The organism is Edwardsiella sp. EA181011 (genome assembly GCF_000800725.1).
GTDB classification, from domain to species: domain Bacteria; phylum Pseudomonadota; class Gammaproteobacteria; order Enterobacterales; family Enterobacteriaceae; genus Edwardsiella; species Edwardsiella anguillarum.
The window spans coordinates 1,941,684-1,961,644 of sequence record NZ_CP011364.1; the positions used below are offsets into that span (position 1 = coordinate 1,941,684).

The 19,961-nt window shown below is 62.3% G+C and carries 12 protein-coding genes; 3 read left to right on the forward strand and 9 right to left on the reverse strand.

Going from position 1 to position 19,961, the window contains the following annotated elements:
* Window positions 1–73: 73 nt before the first annotated feature.
* Together nrdA and ubiG are read right to left on the reverse strand one after the other, a co-directional pair.
* Complete coding sequence (nrdA, locus tag QY76_RS08645) at window positions 74–2,356, reverse strand: class 1a ribonucleoside-diphosphate reductase subunit alpha (RefSeq protein ID WP_034162589.1); 2,283 nt, start codon at window positions 2,354–2,356, stop codon at window positions 74–76.
* Between the two features lie 379 nt (window positions 2,357–2,735).
* Entirely contained in the window at window positions 2,736–3,443 is a 708-nt protein-coding gene (gene ubiG / locus QY76_RS08650) for a bifunctional 2-polyprenyl-6-hydroxyphenol methylase/3-demethylubiquinol 3-O-methyltransferase UbiG (RefSeq protein WP_045424294.1), read from the reverse strand.
* Window positions 3,444–3,684: 241 nt separating this feature from the next.
* On the opposite strand from ubiG, the gene gyrA reads away from it, so the two are divergent.
* Both gyrA and rcsC read left to right on the forward strand, forming a co-directional pair.
* Complete coding sequence (gene gyrA, locus QY76_RS08655; RefSeq protein WP_045424297.1) at window positions 3,685–6,321, forward strand: DNA topoisomerase (ATP-hydrolyzing) subunit A; 2,637 nt, start codon at window positions 3,685–3,687, stop codon at window positions 6,319–6,321.
* Window positions 6,322–6,512: 191 nt separating this feature from the next.
* Window positions 6,513–9,383 carry a two-component system sensor histidine kinase RcsC gene (gene rcsC / locus QY76_RS08660; protein ID WP_045424300.1) on the forward strand — a complete coding sequence of 957 codons (2,871 nt, stop codon included), beginning with the start codon at window positions 6,513–6,515 and terminating at the stop codon, window positions 9,381–9,383.
* 32 nt (window positions 9,384–9,415) lie between these two features.
* Here the strand turns inward: rcsC and rcsB are convergent, their stop codons facing one another.
* The 7 genes from rcsB to cecR all read right to left on the reverse strand — a co-directional run bounded on the left by rcsB (window position 9,416) and on the right by cecR (window position 18,362).
* The gene (gene rcsB / locus QY76_RS08665) at window positions 9,416–10,069 is read right to left on the reverse strand and encodes a response regulator transcription factor RcsB (RefSeq protein WP_012849164.1); all 654 of its coding nucleotides are present in this window, start codon (window positions 10,067–10,069) and stop codon (window positions 9,416–9,418) included.
* Window positions 10,062–12,776, reverse strand: a complete 2,715-nt coding sequence (gene rcsD, locus QY76_RS08670; RefSeq protein WP_045424303.1) for a phosphotransferase RcsD — start codon at window positions 12,774–12,776, stop codon at window positions 10,062–10,064. Before rcsD ends, rcsB begins: the two co-directional genes overlap by 8 nt.
* An 87-nt stretch (window positions 12,777–12,863) precedes the next feature.
* Window positions 12,864–13,976, reverse strand: coding sequence for an ABC transporter permease (locus QY76_RS08675; protein WP_034162585.1), 1,113 nt, complete (start codon window positions 13,974–13,976; stop codon window positions 12,864–12,866).
* Window positions 13,977–13,989: 13 nt separating this feature from the next.
* Window positions 13,990–14,916, reverse strand: coding sequence for an ABC transporter permease (locus QY76_RS08680; RefSeq protein ID WP_045424306.1), 927 nt, complete (start codon window positions 14,914–14,916; stop codon window positions 13,990–13,992).
* Window positions 14,909–16,645: an ATP-binding cassette domain-containing protein gene (locus tag QY76_RS08685; protein ID WP_034162583.1), complete on the reverse strand. Its 1,737-nt coding sequence runs from the start codon at window positions 16,643–16,645 to the stop codon at window positions 14,909–14,911. Before QY76_RS08685 ends, QY76_RS08680 begins: the two co-directional genes overlap by 8 nt.
* 11 nt (window positions 16,646–16,656) lie before the next feature.
* Window positions 16,657–17,646 carry a secretion protein HlyD gene (gene hlyD, locus QY76_RS08690; protein ID WP_034162582.1) on the reverse strand — a complete coding sequence of 330 codons (990 nt, stop codon included), beginning with the start codon at window positions 17,644–17,646 and terminating at the stop codon, window positions 16,657–16,659.
* Window positions 17,643–18,362: a transcriptional regulator CecR gene (gene cecR, locus QY76_RS08695; RefSeq protein ID WP_045424309.1), complete on the reverse strand. Its 720-nt coding sequence runs from the start codon at window positions 18,360–18,362 to the stop codon at window positions 17,643–17,645. Before cecR ends, hlyD begins: the two co-directional genes overlap by 4 nt.
* Window positions 18,363–18,608: 246 nt before the next feature.
* On the opposite strand from cecR, the gene rhlE reads away from it, so the two are divergent.
* Window positions 18,609–19,931 (forward strand): ATP-dependent RNA helicase RhlE, encoded by a 1,323-nt coding sequence (gene rhlE, locus QY76_RS08700; protein ID WP_045424312.1) that lies wholly within the window; start codon window positions 18,609–18,611, stop codon window positions 19,929–19,931.
* Window positions 19,932–19,961: the final 30 nt, after the last annotated feature.

A 19,961-nucleotide genomic window follows, 5' to 3' on the forward strand; every position in this document is an offset into this window, starting at 1 on the left:
CGCCGGTGCGAGGCGTCAAAAATAATGCGTGGATGCGGCGTCCCACGCCGGGGACGCCGTGCAGCGAGGGCGGTTAAATCTTGCAGGCGCCGCTTTCGCAGCCGTCGTCCTGCGCGCTCCCCAGATCTTCCTGCACATCCTCCGCACCGTCGCGGGTGTTTTGATAATAGAGGGTTTTCACCCCCAGTTTATACGCCGTCAGCAGATCTTTTAACAGCTGCTTCATCGGTACTTTCCCGGACGGGAAGCGTGACGGATCGTAGTTGGTATTGGCGGAGATCGACTGATCGACAAACTTCTGCATCAGGCCGACCAGCTGTAGATAGCCATCGTTGCCCGGCATGGCCCACAGCAGCTCGTAGGCATCCTTCAGGCGCTCATATTCCGGCACGACCTGGCGCAGAATGCCGTCCTTGGAGGCCTTGATGCTGATATAGCCGCGCGGCGGCTCGATGCCGTTGGTGGCGTTGGAGATCTGCGATGAAGTCTCCGACGGCATCAGGGCCGACAGGGTCGAGTTGCGCAGCCCGTCGCGGACGATTTCGGCGCGCAGGGTTTCCCAGTCATAGTGCAGCGGTTCGCGACAGATGGCGTCGAGATCTTTCTTATAGCTGTCGATGGGCAGGATCCCCTGCGCATAGGTGGTCTCGTTGAACCACGGGCAGGCGCCCTGCTCCTGCGCCAGGCGGTGTGAGGCCTTCAGCAGGTAGTACTGGATCGCCTCAAAGGTGCGGTGGGTCAGCGCGTTGGCGCTGCCGTCGGAGTAGCGCACCCCGTTTTTAGCCAGATAGTAGGCGAAGTTGATCACCCCGATGCCCAGGGTGCGGCGCCCCATAGCGCCGCGCTTAGCGGCCGGAATCGGGTAGTCCTGGTAGTCGAGCAGGGCATCCAGCGCGCGGACCGCCAGGGTGGCCAGCTCTTCCAGGTCGTCCAGCGAATCGATGGCGCCCAGGTTGAAGGCCGACAGGGTACACAGGGCTATCTCGCCGGTTTCATCGTTGACATCCTCCAGCGGCTTGGTCGGCAGCGCGACCTCCAGACACAGGTTGGACTGGCGCACCGGTGCGACCTGGGCGTCAAACGGGCTGTGGGTATTGCAGTGGTCGACGTTCTGGATGTAGATACGCCCGGTGGAGGCGCGCTCCTGCATCATCAGCGAGAACAGCTCGACCGCCTTGATCTTGCGCTGGCGGATGCGACTGTCCTGCTCGTACTGCACATACAGGCGTTCGAACAGGTTCTGATCGGCGAAGAAGGCGTCGTACAGACCCGGAACGTCGGAGGGGCTGAACAGGGTGATCTCGCCGCCCTGGATCAGGCGCTGGTACATCAGGCGGTTGAGCTGCACGCCGTAGTCCATGTGGCGCACCCGGTTATCTTCGACCCCGCGGTTGTTCTTCAGCACCAGCAGGCTCTCTACCTCCAGGTGCCACAGCGGGTAAAACAGGGTTGCCGCGCCGCCGCGGACGCCGCCCTGAGAGCAGGACTTGACCGCGGTCTGGAAGTGTTTGTAGAACGGGATGCAGCCGGTGTGGAACGCCTCGCCGCCGCGGATCGGGCTGCCCAGCGCGCGCAGGCGCCCGGCGTTGATGCCGATACCGGCGCGCTGGGAGACATACTTCACAATGGCGCTGGAAGTGGCGTTGATCGAGTCCAGGCTGTCGCCGCACTCGATCAGCACGCAGGAGCTGAACTGGCGCGTCGGGGTGCGCACCCCGGACATGATCGGCGTCGGCAGGGAGATCTTAAAGGTCGATACCGCGTCGTAGAAGCGCTTGACATAGTCCAGCCGGGTCTCGCGTGGGTAGTGGGAGAACAGGCAGGCGGCGACCAGGATATACAGGAACTGGGCGCTCTCATAGATCTCACCGCTGACGCGGTTCTGCGCCAGGTATTTGCCCTCCAGCTGCTTCACCGCGGCATAGGAGAAGTTCATGTCGCGCCAATGGTCGATAAAGCCATCCATCTGTTCGAATTCGTCGCGGCTGAAGTCGGTCAGCAGGTGGGCATCATATTTACCCATCTCCACCAGGCGTACGACGTGGTCATACAGTTTGGGCGGTTCGAACTGGCCGTAGGCCTTCTTGCGCAGGTGGAAGATCGCCAGGCGCGCGGCCATGTACTGGTAGTCCGGGGTTTCACGGGAGATCAGATCGGCGGCGGCCTTGATGATGGTCTCATGGATGTCCGCCGTGCGGATGCCGTCATAAAACTGGATGTGGGAACGCAGCTCAACCTGGGAGACCGAGACGTTTTGCAGCCCTTCCGCCGCCCAGTCGAGAACCCGGTGGATTTTGTCGAGATTGATGCGTTCTTTGCTTCCGTCGCGTTTGGTGACGAGCAGACTCTGATTCATAGGATACGTTCCTGTCCGTGTGAGCCCCGCTGGACGTGCGTTAGCCCCGCTGACGCTAGTGGCGTAGGCGCAGCGATAACACAATATATAGGGGGTGAATGACGATGTGGCAACAAGATAGTGTTGTTGCCCGCGTTTTGCAAGTGAACAAAATGGCGCATGCTTGTGGATAAGTTGGGGGTGAAATGTTATGTAGCGGACGGTAGGCGGCGTCCGCTCTGGCACTGTCCGCGAGGGGATAACATGAGGGGCGCTTTTAAAAAAATTGATCGTTTGCCGTTTTATTATTCGTTACGGAAACGGGCAATCTTGATCTGGCGCGGAATGGGTTAAAACGTCACCGCCGCGGGGAAAACGGCAGCGGTGACGACGGCGCGCGTTACTCCGCCTCGCGGCAGGTGTGCAGCAGATAGTTGACGTCGACCCCCTGGCCCAGGGTGAAGCGATCGCGCAGTGGGTTATAGTGCATACCGCAGAGATGGCGCACCGTCAGCGGGGCGCTGTCCAGCCAGCCCATCAGCTCGGCGGGGCGGATAAACTTGCGCGGATCATGGGTGCCCTTGGGCACCATTTTCAGCAGGTACTCTGCACCCAGCACCATCAGCAGCCAGGCCTTGGGGTTGCGGTTGATGGTTGAAAAGAAAACCTGTCCGCCGGGTTTGACCAGGCGGGCGCAGGCCAGAACCACTGAGCGGGGATCCGGCACATGCTCCAGCATCTCCATGCAGGTGACCACGTCATACTGTGCGTCGGCGCGCTCGGCGTGCTGTTCGACCGTCTCCTGCAGATAGTTGACCGTGACGCCGCTCTCCAGGGCGTGGAGGCGCGCCACCTGCAGCGGCTCCGCCCCCATATCCAGCCCGGTGACCTCGGCGCCGGCCTGCGCCATGCTTTCCGCCAGAATGCCGCCGCCGCAGCCGACGTCAAGTACCCGCTTGGCGAACAGGCCGTCGGCGCGCTGCAGGATATAGTCCAGGCGCAGGGGATTGATGCGATGCAGCGGTTTGAACTCGCCCTCGGGATCCCACCAGCGCGAGGCGACGGCTTCAAACTTGGCAATTTCCTGCAAATCAACGTTTTGTGACACCTCTGACTCCTTTAATTCAGCGCGGCGGCGCGCGCAAAAAAGACCCTCTGGGGCGATTATACCCGTTGTTCCGCGATGGCAAAGGGGCAGTCGGCGCTCACGCGACGATGGCGCTGTGCATTTCGCACAACCCCGGCCTTTGTGGTATCATTATCGTCTTTGTCATCGTGTATGCGCCTGGTTCTACTCGATGTATTGAGGGTAGCGGCAGATGAATAATTAGTAGAGGGATAGCAGCTCCATGAGCGACCTTGCCAGAGAGATTACGCCGGTCAATATCGAAGAAGAGTTGAAAAACTCATATCTGGATTACGCCATGTCCGTTATCGTCGGTCGTGCGCTGCCGGATGTTCGGGATGGCCTGAAGCCGGTACACCGTCGCGTCCTGTTTGCGATGAACGTACTGGGCAATGACTGGAACAAACCATACAAAAAATCGGCCCGCGTGGTCGGTGACGTTATCGGTAAATATCACCCACACGGTGACAGCGCGGTTTATGACACTATCGTGCGTATGGCGCAGCCGTTCTCCCTGCGCTATATGCTGGTCGACGGTCAGGGTAACTTTGGCTCCATCGACGGTGACTCCGCGGCGGCGATGCGTTACACCGAAGTGCGCATGGCGAAGATTGCTCATGAGCTGTTGGCCGATCTGGACAAAGAGACGGTGGACTATGTGCCCAACTACGACGGCACCGAACAGATCCCCGACGTCCTGCCGACCAAGGTGCCTAACCTGCTGGTCAACGGCTCTGCCGGTATCGCGGTGGGGATGGCGACCAACATTCCTCCCCATAACCTGACCGAGGTGATCAACGGCTGCCTGGCCTATATCGATGATGAGAACATCACCATCGAAGGGCTGATGGAGCATATTCCGGGGCCAGACTTTCCGACGGCGGCGATCATCAACGGGCGCCGCGGCATTGAAGAGGCCTACCGCACCGGGCGCGGCAAGATCTACGTGCGTGCGCGCGCCGAGATCGAGGTCGACGCCAAGAATGGTCGCGAAACCATCGTGGTGCATGAGATCCCCTATCAGGTCAACAAGGCGCGTCTGATCGAGAAAATCGCCGAGCTGGTGAAGGAGAAGCGCGTCGAAGGCATCAGCGCGCTGCGCGACGAGTCCGATAAAGACGGTATGCGTATCGTCATCGAGATCAAACGCGACGCGGTGGGCGAGGTGGTGTTGAACAACCTCTACTCCCAGACGCAGATGCAGGTCTCCTTCGGTATCAACATGGTGGCGCTGCACCAGGGACAGCCGAAGCTGCTGACCCTGAAGGAGTGCCTGGAAGCCTTTGTGCGCCACCGCCGTGAGGTGGTGACCCGCCGCACCATCTTTGAACTGCGCAAGGCGCGCGAGCGCGCCCACATATTGGAAGGCCTGGCCATTGCGCTGGTCAACATCGATCCGATCATCGAGCTGATCCGTCGCGCGCCGACGCCCGCCGAGGCCAAGGCCGCGCTGGTTTCCCAGGCCTGGACGCTGGGCAACGTGGCGGCGATGCTGGCGCGCGCCGGCGACGATGCCGCGCGTCCGGAGTGGCTGGAGCCGCAGTATGGCATTCGCGACGGCCATTATCACCTGACGGAGCAGCAGGCGCAGGCGATCCTGGATCTGCGTCTGCAGAAGCTGACCGGCCTGGAGCACGAGAAGCTGCTGGATGAGTACAAGGCGCTGCTGGAGCAGATCGCCGCGCTGATCTTCATTCTGCAAAGCCCGGAGCGCCTGATGGAGGTGATCCGCGAAGAGCTGATCGCTATCCGCGAGCAGTTTGGCGATGCGCGCCGCACCGAAATCACCGCCAACACGGCGGATATCAATATCGAAGATCTGATCGAGCAGGAAGACGTGGTGGTGACCCTGTCGCATCAGGGCTATGTGAAGTACCAGCCGCTGAGCGACTATGAGGCTCAGCGTCGCGGCGGTAAGGGCAAGTCTGCCGCCCGTATTAAGGAAGAGGACTTTATCGATCGGCTGCTGGTGGCCAATACCCACGATACCATCCTGTGCTTCTCCAGCCGGGGCCGCATGTACTGGATGAAGGTGTACCAGCTGCCGGAGGCCAGCCGCGGCGCACGCGGCCGTCCGATCATCAACCTGCTGCCGCTGGAGGCCGACGAGCGCATCACCGCGATCCTGCCGGTGCGTGAGTACGCCGAAGGGGTCAACGTGTTTATGGCGACCGCCAGCGGCACTGTGAAGAAAACGGCGCTGACCGAGTTCAGCCGTCCGCGCGCCGCCGGGATTATCGCCGTTAACCTCAACGACGGCGATGAGCTGATCGGGGTCGATCTGACCGATGGCAACGACGAGGTGATGCTGTTCTCCGCCGCCGGTAAAGTGGTGCGCTTCAAGGAAGACGCAGTGCGCGCCATGGGGCGTACCGCGACCGGGGTGCGAGGCATCAAGCTGGCCGGAGACGATCGCGTGGTCTCGCTGATCGTACCGCACGGTGAGGGGGCTATCCTGACCGTGACCCAGAACGGCTACGGCAAGCGCAGCGGCGTGGCCGAGTACCCGACCAAGTCACGCGCGACCCAGGGGGTTATCTCCATCAAGGTGACCGAGCGTAACGGCAGCGTCGTCGGCGCGGTGCAGGTCGAGGACTGCGACCAGATCATGATGATCACCGATGCCGGCACCCTGGTGCGCACCCGCGTATCCGAGGTCAGCATCGTCGGGCGTAATACGCAGGGGGTTATCCTGATCCGTACCGCCGAAGACGAGCACGTAGTGGGGCTGCAGCGGGTCGTCGAGCCGGTTGACGACGAAGAGCTGGACAGCATCGACGGCAGCGCCGCAGAGGGCGACGATGAGATCGTGCCGGAAGTGGAGAGCGATGACGATGCCGCCGAGGACGACGCTGAATAAGCGTTGACGTAGGTGTCACAAGGGCCGGTTACTCCGGCCCTTTTTTATGCCGCTGATCTGCCCGAATAGCGGTTGAGGCTTGCCTCCTGACTAGCGCTGACGCGCCGTTATGCCGCCAGGTCATTGCGCCGGGCGGGGTTTGCCGCTACCTTAACGCCATTCCCTCTGTTACTACGGTTACGGGCGCCACGTTGAAATACTTCGTCTCCTTTCGCACCACGCTCAAGGTTTCCCGCTATCTGTTCCGCACGCTGGCGCTGATGCTGTGGATCCTGGGTGCCCTGCTGACCACCTTCTACATTCTGAATAAGTTTCATGAGAAAGAGTCCGATATCCGTCAAGACTTTAACCTGAACTTCGATCAGGCCCAGTCGGTCATCCGTCACGCTAACGCCACCATGCGCGATATTCGCTATATCGCCGAGAATCGGCTGGCCTGGTCGGGCAGCGACGGTAGCATTCAGCCCTACAGCGGCAGGGCTCTGGACATCAGCGGCGAGCTGCCGCCGCTGCTGCCGATCTTTCCCGAGTCCGACTGCCGGCGCATCAGCGCGGGCTACCGCACCTCTCTGCGGGCGCTCAGCGGGTTTATCCGCTACTGGAAGGAGAACTTTGTCGCCGCCTACGATCTCAACCGGATCTTCGTCATCGGCGGCAGCAGCCAATGCCTGGCCGATTTTAGCATTCGCAACGTGCCCCTGGACGGCGGCAACACCCTGCGCCTGCTGCAGCAGCGGGTGATGCGTTTTCAGGGCAGCAACGATAAGGATCAGTCGCTGTTCTGGGTGATCCCGGGCGCGCAGAGCGACGCCGGCTCGCTGTATATCGCCTCACCGATATACAGCGGCAACCAGCTGGAGGCGGTGTTGGGCACCGAGCAGACGCTGCGTCTGGAGGAGTTGACCAACCCGTCGGTACTGCCGATCGGGGTTACGCTGCTCAGCGACAGCGGCGATACGCTGTTGAGCTATGCCGAAAACGGCGGGCCGCTGCCGATACTGAGCGGCCTGCCGGACGATGAGCACTACTTCGGCTATAACAGCGGCTACGACACGCTGCTGCTGAAGAAAAAGCTGCAGCCGAGCGGTCTGTCCATCGTCTACTCGCTGCCGTCGCGGGTGCTGCTGGAGCGCTTTAACCTGCTGCTGATCAACGCCATCGTACTGAACCTGATCAGCGGGATCGTCCTGTTCGTCCTGACCTGGCTGTTCGAGCGCAAGATGTTCCTTCCGGCGGAGAATAACGCGCTGCGGCTGGAGGAGCATGAGCAGTTTAACCGCAAGATCGTGGCGTCGGCGCCGGTGGGCATTTCGATCCTGCGGGCGCGCGACGGCAGCAACATCCTCAGTAACGAGCTGGCCCACAACTATATCAGCCAGTTTACGCCCGAGGATCGCCAGCGCATCACCCGGATTATCTGCGAAGAGCCGGTCAGCGTGTTGGATGTGATCACCGTACAGAACCAGAATCTGCAGATCAGCTTTGTCCGTTCGCGCTACCGCAATGAAGACGTGGCGATTTGCGCCATGGTCGACGTCAGCGCCAGGGTGAAGATGGAGGAGTCGCTGCAGGAGATGGCCGCCGCCGCCGAGCAGGCCAGCCAGTCTAAATCGATGTTTCTGGCGACCGTCAGCCATGAGCTGCGCACCCCGCTGTACGGCATTATCGGCAACCTGGATCTGCTGCGCACCAAGACGCTGCCGGAGGAGGTGCAGCGTCTGCTGGGGGCGATGAGCAACTCGTCGGGGCTGTTGCTGAAGATCATCAACGATATCCTTGATTTCTCCAAGATAGAGTCGGAGCAGCTGAAGATCGAGCCCGGTCGCTTTGTCCCGCGCGAGGTGATCCCGCATATCATCGGCAACTACCTCCCGCTGGTGGTACGTAAACGTCTGACGCTGTACTGCTTTATTGAGCCGGATGTCCCGGAGGCCCTCTCCGGCGACATCATGCGCATTCAGCAGGTGCTCTCGAATTTGCTGAGCAACGCCATCAAGTTTACCGATACCGGCTGCATTATTTTGCAGGCGCGGGTGAATGACTTCTATCTGGAGTTCCGGGTGCGCGACACCGGGCTGGGGATCCCGCCGCGCGACGTGCTGCGCCTGTTCGATCCCTTCTTTCAGGTGGGCAGCGGCGTTCAGCGCCATTTTCACGGCACCGGGCTGGGGCTGGCCATCTGCGAGAAGCTGGTCAGCCTGATGGACGGCGATATCGCGGTGGAGTCGTCGCCGGGGCTGGGCAGCATCTTTACCATTCGCCTGCCGATGTATCAGGCCAAGGCGGCGCAGCCGCTGCAGCCGGTGCTGCAGCAGCGCACCCTGTGGCTGGATATCCATAACGCCCGTCTGGAGCGCTATCTGCAGACGCTGCTGAGCGCCGCCGGTGCGCGGGTGTGCCTCTGTCCGCCGATGACGCCGTCGACGGCGCAGGATGTGCTGATCTGCGATCATCCGCCGCAGACGGAGCAGGCGTTCGCCGCCCAGGTGCGGCTGTGCGCCGACTACCTCGGCCACGCCTGTCGCCGCGCCTCGGGGGAATGGCTGTTGAATACCGCCGCGCCGCTGGAGCTGCTGCAGGTGCTGAACCGCATTTTTGCGCCGGAGAGCGCCGCAGAGTGCTGCCTGGACAACGCCATAGCGGCGCCGGCGGATCGTCAGCAGGACTTCAGCGATATCGCGATCCTGATCGTGGACGATCATCCGATCAACCGACGTCTGCTGGCCGATCAGCTGATCTCGCTGGGCTTTAGCCAGGTCGCGGTGGCCTGCGATGGGGTCGATGCCCTGGGGGCGCTGCAGCAGCAGGCGGCGGATATCGTGCTGACGGACGTGAATATGCCCAATATGGATGGCTACCAGCTGACCGAGCGACTGCGTCAGCAGGGGCGCACCCTGCCGATCGTGGGAGTGACGGCTAACGCGCTGGCCGAGGAGCGCCAGCGCTGTATTGAGGTGGGGATGGACAGCTGCCTGTCCAAGCCGGTGATGCGGGAGGATTTGCTGGCCTCCCTCAGCGGCTATGCGCAGCAGATTCGCCGGCGGCGGGAGAAAGAGGCATAAAAAAACCCCGCCGACGGAGGCGGGGCGTGGGGTTATGCCTTGTCGTCATTCGGCATGATATTGACCGATGACAGATAGTTTAGCAGGGCGATATCGTTGTCGACCCCCAGCTTCAGCATCGCTGATTTCTTCTGGCTGCTGATGGTCTTGATGCTGCGGTTGAGCTTTTTGGCGATCTCGGTGACCAGGAAGCCCTCGGCGAACAGGCGTAAAACCTCGCTCTCTTTCGGCGAGAGGCGCTTGTCGCCGTAGCCGCTGGCATTGATTTTCTCCAGCAGCTTGGAGACGCTTTCCGGTGTGAACTTTTTGCCTTTCTGCAGGGCGGCCAGCGCCTTGGGCAGGTCGGTGGGCGCCCCCTGCTTCAGCACGATCCCCTCGATATCCAGATCCAGCACGGCGCTGAGGATCGCCGGGTTGTTGTTCATGGTCAGTACGATGATAGACAGCTCGGGAAAGTGGCGCTTGATGTATTTGATCAGCGTAATGCCGTCGCCGTACTTGTCACCGGGCATGGAGAGATCGGTGATTAGTACGTTGACGTCCAGTTTGGGCAGGCTATTGATCAGCGCTGTGGAATCTTCAAATTCTCCGACCACGTTAACCCACTCGATCTGTTCTAGCGATTTGCGGATGCCGAACAGGACGATGGGATGGTCATCAGCAATGATTACATTCAGGTTATTCATATTGTTGGTTACCTAGTTGCAGCAGTCGGCTGACAAAAGCGTCAATGTGACTGATCAGGACTCTAACGTGTGCCGCATCGTTGCGTTTAATGGCCTCTTCCAACTGTTCGCACAGCCCTTTGCCGGCGGGAAACGCCAGCATGGCAAAGACCCCCTTGAGGCGATGTGCGGTGAGGGCCAGCGATGGCCAATCCTGTTGATCCGACTCAGTATACAGTTTTTGAACATCTGCGGGTACTGTGTCCAAAAATAGAGAATAATAATCCTTTGATTTAAAAGGATTGTTGTCAATATCGAGAGACGTATTTTCAGCATATTCGCACCGCGCTGGCGATTCTGTCGCCGCCATTTGCCGTTCGATCAGCAGCAGAATGGCATCGATCAGCGCATCAGTCAGGTTAAAATTGGCCCGGATCCGCTGCGGCGCGTACTCCTCAAAGCCGTCGATATCCGCCGCCAGCAGCAGGGTATCGGCCTGGGCCAGCGCCGGATCGTCGGTCAGCGTCAGATCGCTGTGGATCTCTGCGCCGTCGCTCTCCGCGTCGGCGGTCAGCAGGGTGGCGCCAAAGCCCTCCAGGCGCTGGGCAACCCGGGAGCGGATCTCCTCTGAGGTAATCCGCAGACGGATGGTGATGCCGTCCAGCAGCCCCTCACCGTCCTGATCGGCCAGGGGCAGCGCCTGCATCTGGCAGCTAAAGCGGTAGTGGGTGCCAATGTCATGCCTGCTGTCGATGGTCAGCTCGCCGCCCAGGCGTCGGCACAGCTGGGCACACAGATAGTAGGTCAGGCTGGAGCCGCGCGCGAAGCGATCGCGCTGGGCCGGCGCCAGCGCCGGATAGCGCAGGTTGTGGCGCTCGGCGCTGGAGACGCCTGCGCCGGTGTCGCTGAGGGTGATCTGCAGCAGGCCGGGGCGCTGAGCATCGGGAGCGATGGTGAGGCCGATCTTGCCGTAGGCGGTGGTGATGATGGCGTAGTGCAGCAGCATCTCCAGCACCCGCTCCAGGGTGGCGATATCGCCGTTGAACTGCTGGGCGGGATCGGTTTCAACCCGTCCCAGCAGCATCAGCCCCTTGCGCCGCATGGCCGGCAGGCTGCGCAGCAGCAGGGCATCGATGCGTTCATGCAGGCGGAAGGTTTCCTGCGGCGGCGCCCAGTCCTGGCTTTCGACGGCGGTCAGCAGGGTGATCTCATCGATCAGGCGCTGGGCGTGCTGGCTCTCCAGCCACAGATCGTCCAGCGGCGATGGGCCGTCGGCGTCGCGGTCGCGGCGCAGGCTCTCGCAGATCTGCATTATCCGCGCCAGCGGATCGCGCAGCTCCCGGCCCAGGTTGTCCGTCATGGTCTTGCGCGCCGTCAGGTTCTTTTCATACTCCGCCTGCGTCAGCTTGAGCTTTTGGCTCATCAGCATTTCGCTATCCAGGTTGCGGATCAGAAACAGCGCGGAGTAGGGTGTCTGCTGGCTGCGCACCATCTGCACTTCGTACATGGCGTTATTGACGCTGACCTGCACCTTCCCCTGGTGGCGGTCGGCCATGGCGGCGATTTTGTTCAGGCTCAGGTGGGGCAGCAGATGGTCGGCCAGCTTATTGCTGGCGACCAGGGTGTCGCTGTCGAAGCGGTAAATCAGCAGCCCCATCGGCAGATGGGTGATGATCTCCTGGTTCATCTCCTGCTGGGCGTTCAGCTGGGCCGCCATGCGTTTGCCCGGGCGTACATACTGGTGACGGATGATGTAGAAGCCGATGGCGGAGAGGATCAGCAGCGCCAGGTTGATCAGCAGTACCCAGAAGTTATTGCGCGCCAGATCCAGCGTGAGGGTCATGGTCGGGATATGAAACTGAATTTTCAGCGGCGTATTGTAGATGGGCGCATTGACGGTGACCCAGGGCCAGCCCAGCTGGGTAAAGGCGCGCGGCAGCTCATCGTGACCGCCCCAGTCGCTGATGCTGTCCTGATCCTCTAGCAGCTGGAAGCGCGTCGCCGGCAGATTGTCCGGCAGAATATCGCCCACCGGCAGATCGAAGGCGATGACGGTGGCCAGATGGCCCGGATTATTAAAGGTGGTGCGCAGGGTAAAGTAGTAGGCGTTGAGAAAACGGAACTTGCGCAGCCCGGAGAAGCCCTCACGCAGGTCGAGGGCATTGGACTGCTGCAGCATTTCGGCTTTGCGGGTCTCCACCAGATTGCCCAGGTAGCCGTCTTTATAGCGCGCCGAGAGATCCTTCATCGGCATGGTCGAAATCAGGATCAGGCTGTTGTCCTGGCCGTTGAGGTAGTAGAGCGAGTAGGCGTCGGTGCTGGCGCTCCACAGGACGTCCAGATAGCGTGACAGGCCTTGGGCTAGATCGGTGGTGGCGTTGTCGTGCAGGCCGAAGATCAGCGCATCGGTCTTATGGCGGGCCTTGTCCAGCAGATAGATGTCCGGGCGCAGGCGCAGCTCTCGCGGCGTCGGCGCAGCGTCGGCGGCGCTTTCCGCCGGGATGTTTTCATAGATCTGGTAGGTAATGAAGCGGTAGGTCTCCACCCGCTGCTGTATTTGCCTGGCCACCGAGGCCAGCATATTCTGCTTGGCGCCGATATAGGCGTTCACATAGTTATAGCCATACAGCAGGTTGCCCAGCAGCAGCAGCAGCAGCAGCAGCAGCAGGAACAGCAGGTAGCTGCGGGTAATGCCGGAAAGGGACATGGTGTGTGAAGTCGGCTCCATAGCGCGCGGGCGATCCTGTCAGTCAAGAAAAACGCTGTGCGCAGTATAGCAAGGGGGACGGTCGCTGGCATCAGCCCCGCGCCGTCCTCAGGCTATCTTACGCCGGAACATGGCATAGGCGGCGCCGCCGGTGGTGATGGTGATCACCAGCAGCGGCCACAGACTGTGCCAGATCACGCTAAAGCCGACGTTTTTGAGGTACAGCTGCTTGGTGATGTCGGTAAAGTGGCGGATCGGGTTAATCCAGGTCACGCGCTGCAGCCAGAGCGGCATGTTCTCCACCGGGGAGACGTAGCCGGACAGCAGGATGGCCGGCATCATGAAGACGAAGACGCCGATAAACGCCTGCTGCTGGGTCGCACACAGCGAGGAGATAAACAGCCCAAAGCCGACCAGCGACAGGCCATACACTAACAGGGTGAAGTAAAACAGCCACAGGGAGCCGGCAAAGGGGATTTGATAACCAAAGATCCCGATCAGCAGCACCAGGGTCGCCTGGAAGGTGGCGACGATCATCGCCGGCACCGCTTTGCCGATGAAGATTTGTCCGGTGTTCAGCGGCGAAACCAGCAGCTGCTCCAGGGTTCCCTGCTCCCGCTCGCGCGCCACCGAAAGCGAGGTGACGATCATCACGCCGATGGTGGCGATCAGGGCGATCAGCGAGGGCACGACGAACCATTTGTAGTCCAGGTTGGGGTTATACCAGTTGCGGACGATCAGCGCGCTGTTGACCAAGGGGGGCTGGCTGCGCGCGCGCATCAGCGTCTGCTGGTAGTCGCTGACGATCTGCTGTACGTAGTTGGCGGCGATCTGGGCGCTGTTGGAGCTGCGGCCATCGAGGATCAGCTGCAGCGCGCTCGGCTTTCCGCTCAGCAGGTCGCGGCTGAAGTTAGCCGGAAAGCGCACCACCAGCAGCGCGCGCTGGTCGTTGATGGTCGGCGCGATCGCCTGCGGGCTGTGCAGCAGGATCACCTGGGAGAAGGCGCTGGCCTTGGCCAGCCGCTGGGTCAGCTCGACGGAGAGTTGGCCGCTGTCTTCGCTGTACACCGCGATGGTGGCGTTGGTGACGTTGAGGGTAGCGGCAAAGGGAAACAGCAGCACCTGCATCAGTACCGGAACCACCAGAATGGTCCGGGTCTGCGGGTCGCGCAGCAGGGACTGCAGCTCTTTGACGATCAGGGTCAGCAGGCGGTGCAGCATAGTCTTCTCCTCCTCAGTCCAGCCGCCGCCGGGTTTTCAGGGCCGTCAGGCCGATGAAAACCAGCGCTGATGCCAGCATAAAGGCCAGGTTAACCATCAGTACGCTGGTGATATTGCCCGCCAAAAACAGGGACTGCAGGGTACTGACGAAGTAGCGTGCCGGAATGACATAGGTCACCGCGCGCACGATGGCCGGCATGCTGTCGATTTCAAACACAAAGCCGGAGAGCATCACCGCCGGCAGGAAGGCCGCGTTAAGGGCGATCATCGCCGCGTTGAACTGATTGCGCGTGACGGTGGAGATCAGCAGTCCCATCCCCAGGGTACTGGCCATAAACAGGCTGGTCATGGCAAACAGAATCGGCAGCGAGCCGCGAAACGGCACGCCCATGATGAAGACCGCCACCACCATGCACAGCCCCATCGCCAGCATGCCCAGCACATAATAGGGCAGCAGCTTGGAGAGCAGCAGCTCGGTGCGGGTGACCTGGGTGGAGAGCAGGGCCTCCATGGTGCCGCGCTCCCATTCGCGAGCGATTACCAGCGACGTGAGGATCGCGCCGATCACGGTCATGATAATGGTGATCGCGCCGGGAATGATAAAGTGCTGGCTGATGGCGGCGGGGTTAAACCAGTAGCGCATTTGTATATCGATGGGCGGCTGGTAAGGCTGACCGCTTGCCAGGGCGTGCTGCTGCAGCCAGATCTGCCAGACCCCTTCGGTGTAGCCGCGGACAAAGTTGGCGGTGTTGGGCTCGCTGCCGTCGGTGATCACCTGGATCGGTGCGACATCCTGAGTGCGTAGCAGGCGCGCGGCGAAGTCGACCGGGATCACCACCGCGATTAGCAGGCTGCTGGGGTCGCGCACGATCTGGGCGCTCTCTTTTCGGCACAGGGCGCGCAGACGGCGCCAGGAGAAGTGGGTGGCGCTGTCAGGCATGGGTATGCTCCCGGTCGTAGGCCTGCACCAGCCCGATGAAGGCCTGCTCCATGGTCGGGTTGGGGTTCTCGTCGCCGGCGATGCGCGCCTTGAGGTCGTCCGGCGATCCGCTGGCGATGATCTGTCCGTGGTAGACTAATGCGATACGGTCGCAGTACTCCGCCTCGTCCATAAAATGGGTGGTGACCATCACGGTTACCCCTTTATCCACCATGCCGTTGATGTGCAGCCAGAATTCACGTCGGGTCAGCGGATCGACGCCGGAGGTGGGCTCATCCAGAAACAGGATATCCGGCTCATGCATCAGGGCGCAGGCGAGCGCTAGACGCTGTTTGAAGCCCAGCGGCAGTGCATCCGGCGTCTGGCTCAGGATCGGCGTGAAGTTGAACGCCCGGGTCATGTCGGCGATTTTGGCACGCTGGCGCCTGCCGCGCAGGCCGTAGACCCCGGAGAAGAAGGTCAGGTTCTGCGCGACGGTCAGATTGCCGTACAGTGAAAATTTTTGGGCCATATAGCCTAGGTGCTGGCGCGCCCGTCCGGAGTCCGTCTTCAGATCCATGTCGAGCACCAGCGCGTGGCCGCTGGTGGGCACCAACAGGCCGCACATCATCTTGAAGGTGGTGGACTTGCCCGCGCCGTTGGGGCCGAGCAGGCCGAAGATCTCACCGCGCCTGACCTGAAAGTCGACGTGGTCGGTGGCGGCGAAGCTGCCGAACTTCTTGGTCAGCGCCTGCGCCTCGATCACCGTCTGCGCGGGGTCGGCGTTGACCTGCGGCATGATGTCGGCCAGCGCCGAAGCCTGGTGCGGCCCGCCGCCCAGCAGATCGATAAAGGCATCCTCAAAGCGCGGCTCGGCCTCCTGCAGCTCGGCCTGAGCGAGGCCGAGCGCCGCGGGGATCTGCCGATGGTCGCAGCCCTCCTGCAGGATCAGGCGCAGATACCGCCCCTGGATCACGCCGTCGCTGACCATCGGCAGGGTGATGGCCCGCTGCAGCAGACGGCGGTGGGAGACGCCGGGCGCGCGCAGCAGGAGCGTACGCCCGGCCATGCGCTGGGTCAGCTGCTGCGGTGCGCCGCTGTACAGCAGGCGTCCTTCGTTGAGCAGGAGTACCTCCCGGCACTGTTCGGCCTCGTCCAGATAGGAGGTGCTCCACAGGATCAGCATTCCGTCGTCGGCCAGGCTGTGTACCATCCGCCATAGCTCTCGGCGCGAGATGGGATCGACCCCGACGCCCGGCTCGTCCAGCAGCAGCACCTGCGGCGATCCTATCAGGGTGCAGGCCAGCCCCAGCTTCTGCTTCATGCCGCCGGAGAGCTTGCCGGCCAGGCGATCCGTGAAGGGGGCCAGCGAGGTGAACGCCAGCAGCCGCTCAAAGGTACGCTGACGCTCGGCGCCGATGACGCCGCGCAGCGAGGCGTACAGGTTCAGATTCTCCATCACCGTTAAATCTTCATACAGGCCAAACTTCTGCGGCATATAGCCCAGGATGGCGTGCAGCTGGCGATCCTGGCGAAGGGGATCGAGCCCGACGACGCTGACGCGGCCAGCGCTGGGCTTCAGCAGCCCGGCCAGGATGCGCATCAGCGTGGTTTTTCCGGCGCCGTCCGGCCCGACCAGCCCCATGACGGCGCCGCTGGCGATGCGGATCGTCAGGCTGGCCACCGCCGGGCGATCCAGCCCGTCAAAGCGTTTCTCCAGCCCCTCCAGCGCGATATAGCGGCTCTCCATGATCGGCTCCGCTAGCGCTGCGTCGGGGCAAAGCGCAGGGTGACCGGCATTCCCTGGCGCAGCGCATCGTCGGCGTCGTTGACGATCACGCGCAGGCGATAGACCAGCGCGGTACGCAGCTCCGGGGTTTCCACGGTTTTGGGCGTAAACTCGGCGGTCGGGGAGACGAACCCGATGGTGCCATGGTAGGGCTGGCGGCGGCCGTCGATATACAGGTCGATTTGGGTGCCGGGAATGGCCTGGTTCAGGTGGGTCTCGTCGACATAGGCGCGTACCCAGACCGGGCGCGTCAGGGCGACGCTGAATACTGTATTTCCGGCGGCCAGCATGGTGCCTGGCTCGACGGCGCGGGTCATTACCGTACCGGCGGAGGGGGCGAATAGCGCGGCGTCGTGCAGGTTCAGCTCGGCCTGGGCCTGGGCGGCCTGGGCCTGCTGCAGCTGAGCCTGGGCCTGTTCTATCTGCTGCGGACGGTTACCGGCCTGGTACTGGGCCAGCTTGTCGCGCGCCTGCTGCAGCTGGGCGCGCGCCTGGTTGCGGTTGGTGCGCGCGTTGTCCAGTTCGTTGGCCGATACGGCGCGGCTGGCCCACAGCCCCTGCTGACGATCGAGGAAGCTCTGGGCATAGCGATAGTTGGCGTCGGCCTGGGCGACGGCCGCCTGAGCCTGGGCTATCTCTTCGCTGCGGTAGCCTGCCTGCAGCAGCGCGAGGTTGGCCTGTGCGGCGGCGGCGTTGGCGCGCGCTTCGTTCAGGGCATTGACATAGGGGGCGTCATCCAGCCGGCCCAGCAGCATACCCGGCTTAACCGCGGCGCCCTCATCGACGCTCAGGGACGCCAGACGGCCGCTGATGCGGAACCCGAGATCGACGGTGCGGATGTCGACGTTGCCGTACAGCGTCAGCGGCTGATCCTGCTGGCTGCGGTAGTAGTAATATCCCGCAGCGGCCAGGGCAATCAGTACGATGCCGGTGACCACGCCTGCGATGCGCCTTTTATTCATGATGGTTTCCTCACATTCCCGACGGCGCCGCGGTGACGCAGCCCGTTCATCAGCAGCTCGGTGTGCAGCTGCACGACCTCATGGATCGCCTGCGCCTGGGCCGGGCCTATCTGGGGCCAGCCGGTGCGGTTCAGTATGGTTTCTCGCGCCATGCGAAAGGCCAGTACCTGGCCGAGCAGCGCATGGGTGTGCAGCGCCGCCGCCGGCTGCGTCGCGTCTAGCCCGGCATAGCCGGCCACCAAACGGGTCATCAGGGTGTGCAGCGGCGAAATAAACTGATCGTGCAGAATGGGCGAGGCGGCGCTGGGCAGCATCTGCTCCCGTGAGATAATCTGGCTCAGGTGCAGGGTCTGCGGCTGGGTCATCAGATGACACAGGTGAGCGATGGCGCGCTGGATCAGCACCAGATAGGCCTGCGGCGTCGCCTCGGCCCGACTCAGAAAGCGTTCGCACTCTGTGCGCAGGGGGTGGAAGCTGGCGTTAAGGGTATCGGCAATCCACTGGGCGACGGCCAGATAGAGACCCTGCTTGGAGTGAAAGTAGTAGGTGATGGCGGCGATGTTCTGCCCAGAGGCCAGCGCGATATCGCGGGTGGTGGCACCCTCCAGCCCCCGCTGTGCAAACAGGGTCAGCCCGGCATCGATCAGGGCCTGACGCGCCTGTTCGCCGCGGGGCGTTGCGCTGGCCAGCGCCGCGTTGCCGCGGGGCGTCTTCATCGCGACCTCGTTAAAAGTCAATCATATGATTGATTAACTTTAGGCGCTTTTTTCGCCGCTGTAAAGCGGATGACGGAAGCGTAATAGGGGGCAGACAGCGCGGGCGCATGCTGTTACACTGTGCGCTAATTATGTACCTGCAGTTTGTGCCTGTCCTCGTGGTAATTCTTGCTTTGCCTCGTCTGATACGCCTGTCCGGAAACTGCATCCCTGTAGCACAGGGAGCGGGCGGGTCTGGAGTTTTTCATGTCTTTTGATTCCCTTGGCCTGTGTGCCGAACTGTTACGCGCTGTGGAAGAGCAGGGCTATCGTGAGCCGACCCCGATCCAGCAGCAGGCCATTCCCCTGGTGCTGCAGCGTCGCGATCTGATGGCCAGCGCCCAGACCGGCACCGGTAAGACCGCCGGCTTTACGCTGCCGCTGCTGCAGCTGCTGCACCAGAACCCCAAAAATGGTAAGGGACGCCGCCCGGTGCGGGCGCTGATCCTGACGCCGACCCGCGAGCTGGCGGCGCAGATCGGTGAAAACGTACGCGAGTACAGCCGTCATCTGCCGCTGCGGTCGCTGGTGGTGTTCGGCGGCGTGAGCATTAATCCGCAGATGATGAAGCTGCGCGGCGGCGTGGATGTGCTGGTGGCGACACCGGGGCGCCTGCTGGATCTGGCCCATCAGAATGCGGTGGATCTGTCTCAGGTCGAGATCCTGGTGCTGGATGAGGCCGACCGGATGCTGGATATGGGCTTTATTCACGACATTCGCCGCGTGCTGGCCCGTCTGCCGGCCAAGCGGCAAAACCTGCTGTTTTCCGCCACCTTCTCCGATGAGATCAAGGCGCTGGCGGCTTCGCTGCTGCATAACCCGGCCGAGGTGGAAGTGGCGCGCCGCAATACCGCGTCAGAGCTGGTGACTCAGCACGTGCATCTGGTGGATAAGAAGCGCAAGCGCGAGCTGCTCTCTTTCCTGATCGGCACCCGGGACTGGCGTCAGGTGTTGGTTTTCACCCGTACCAAGTACGGCGCCAACCACCTAGCGGAGCAGCTGAATAAAGACGGCATCAGCGCGGCGGCGATCCACGGCAACAAGAGCCAGGGCGCGCGTACCCGTGCGCTGGCGGACTTTAAGAGCGGTGATATTCGGGTGCTGGTGGCGACGGATATCGCCGCGCGCGGCCTGGATATCGATCAGCTGCCCTACGTGGTGAACTATGAGCTGCCCAACGTGCCGGAGGACTACGTGCACCGTATCGGCCGCACCGGGCGGGCCCAGGCGACCGGCGAGGCGCTGTCGCTGGTCTGCGTGGATGAGCACAAGCTGCTGCGCGACATCGAACGTCTGCTGAAGCGCCCGATTCCGCGCATGGCCATTGCGGGCTATGAGCCGGATCCGACCATTAAGGCTGAGCCGATTCAGAATGGCCGCCAGGGCGGGCGCCAGAACAGCGGTCGTTCGGAGCGTGCGGGGCAGGGGCGCCGCGCGGAGGGGCCGCGTAGTGCGGCGCCGCGTCAGGGGCAAAATCGCCGCCCGCGCCGTCCGGCCGAGCAGGGTAAGGGGCGTACCGAGGGGCGCTAAGCCATAGGGTATGTCAGGATAGCCCGTTGC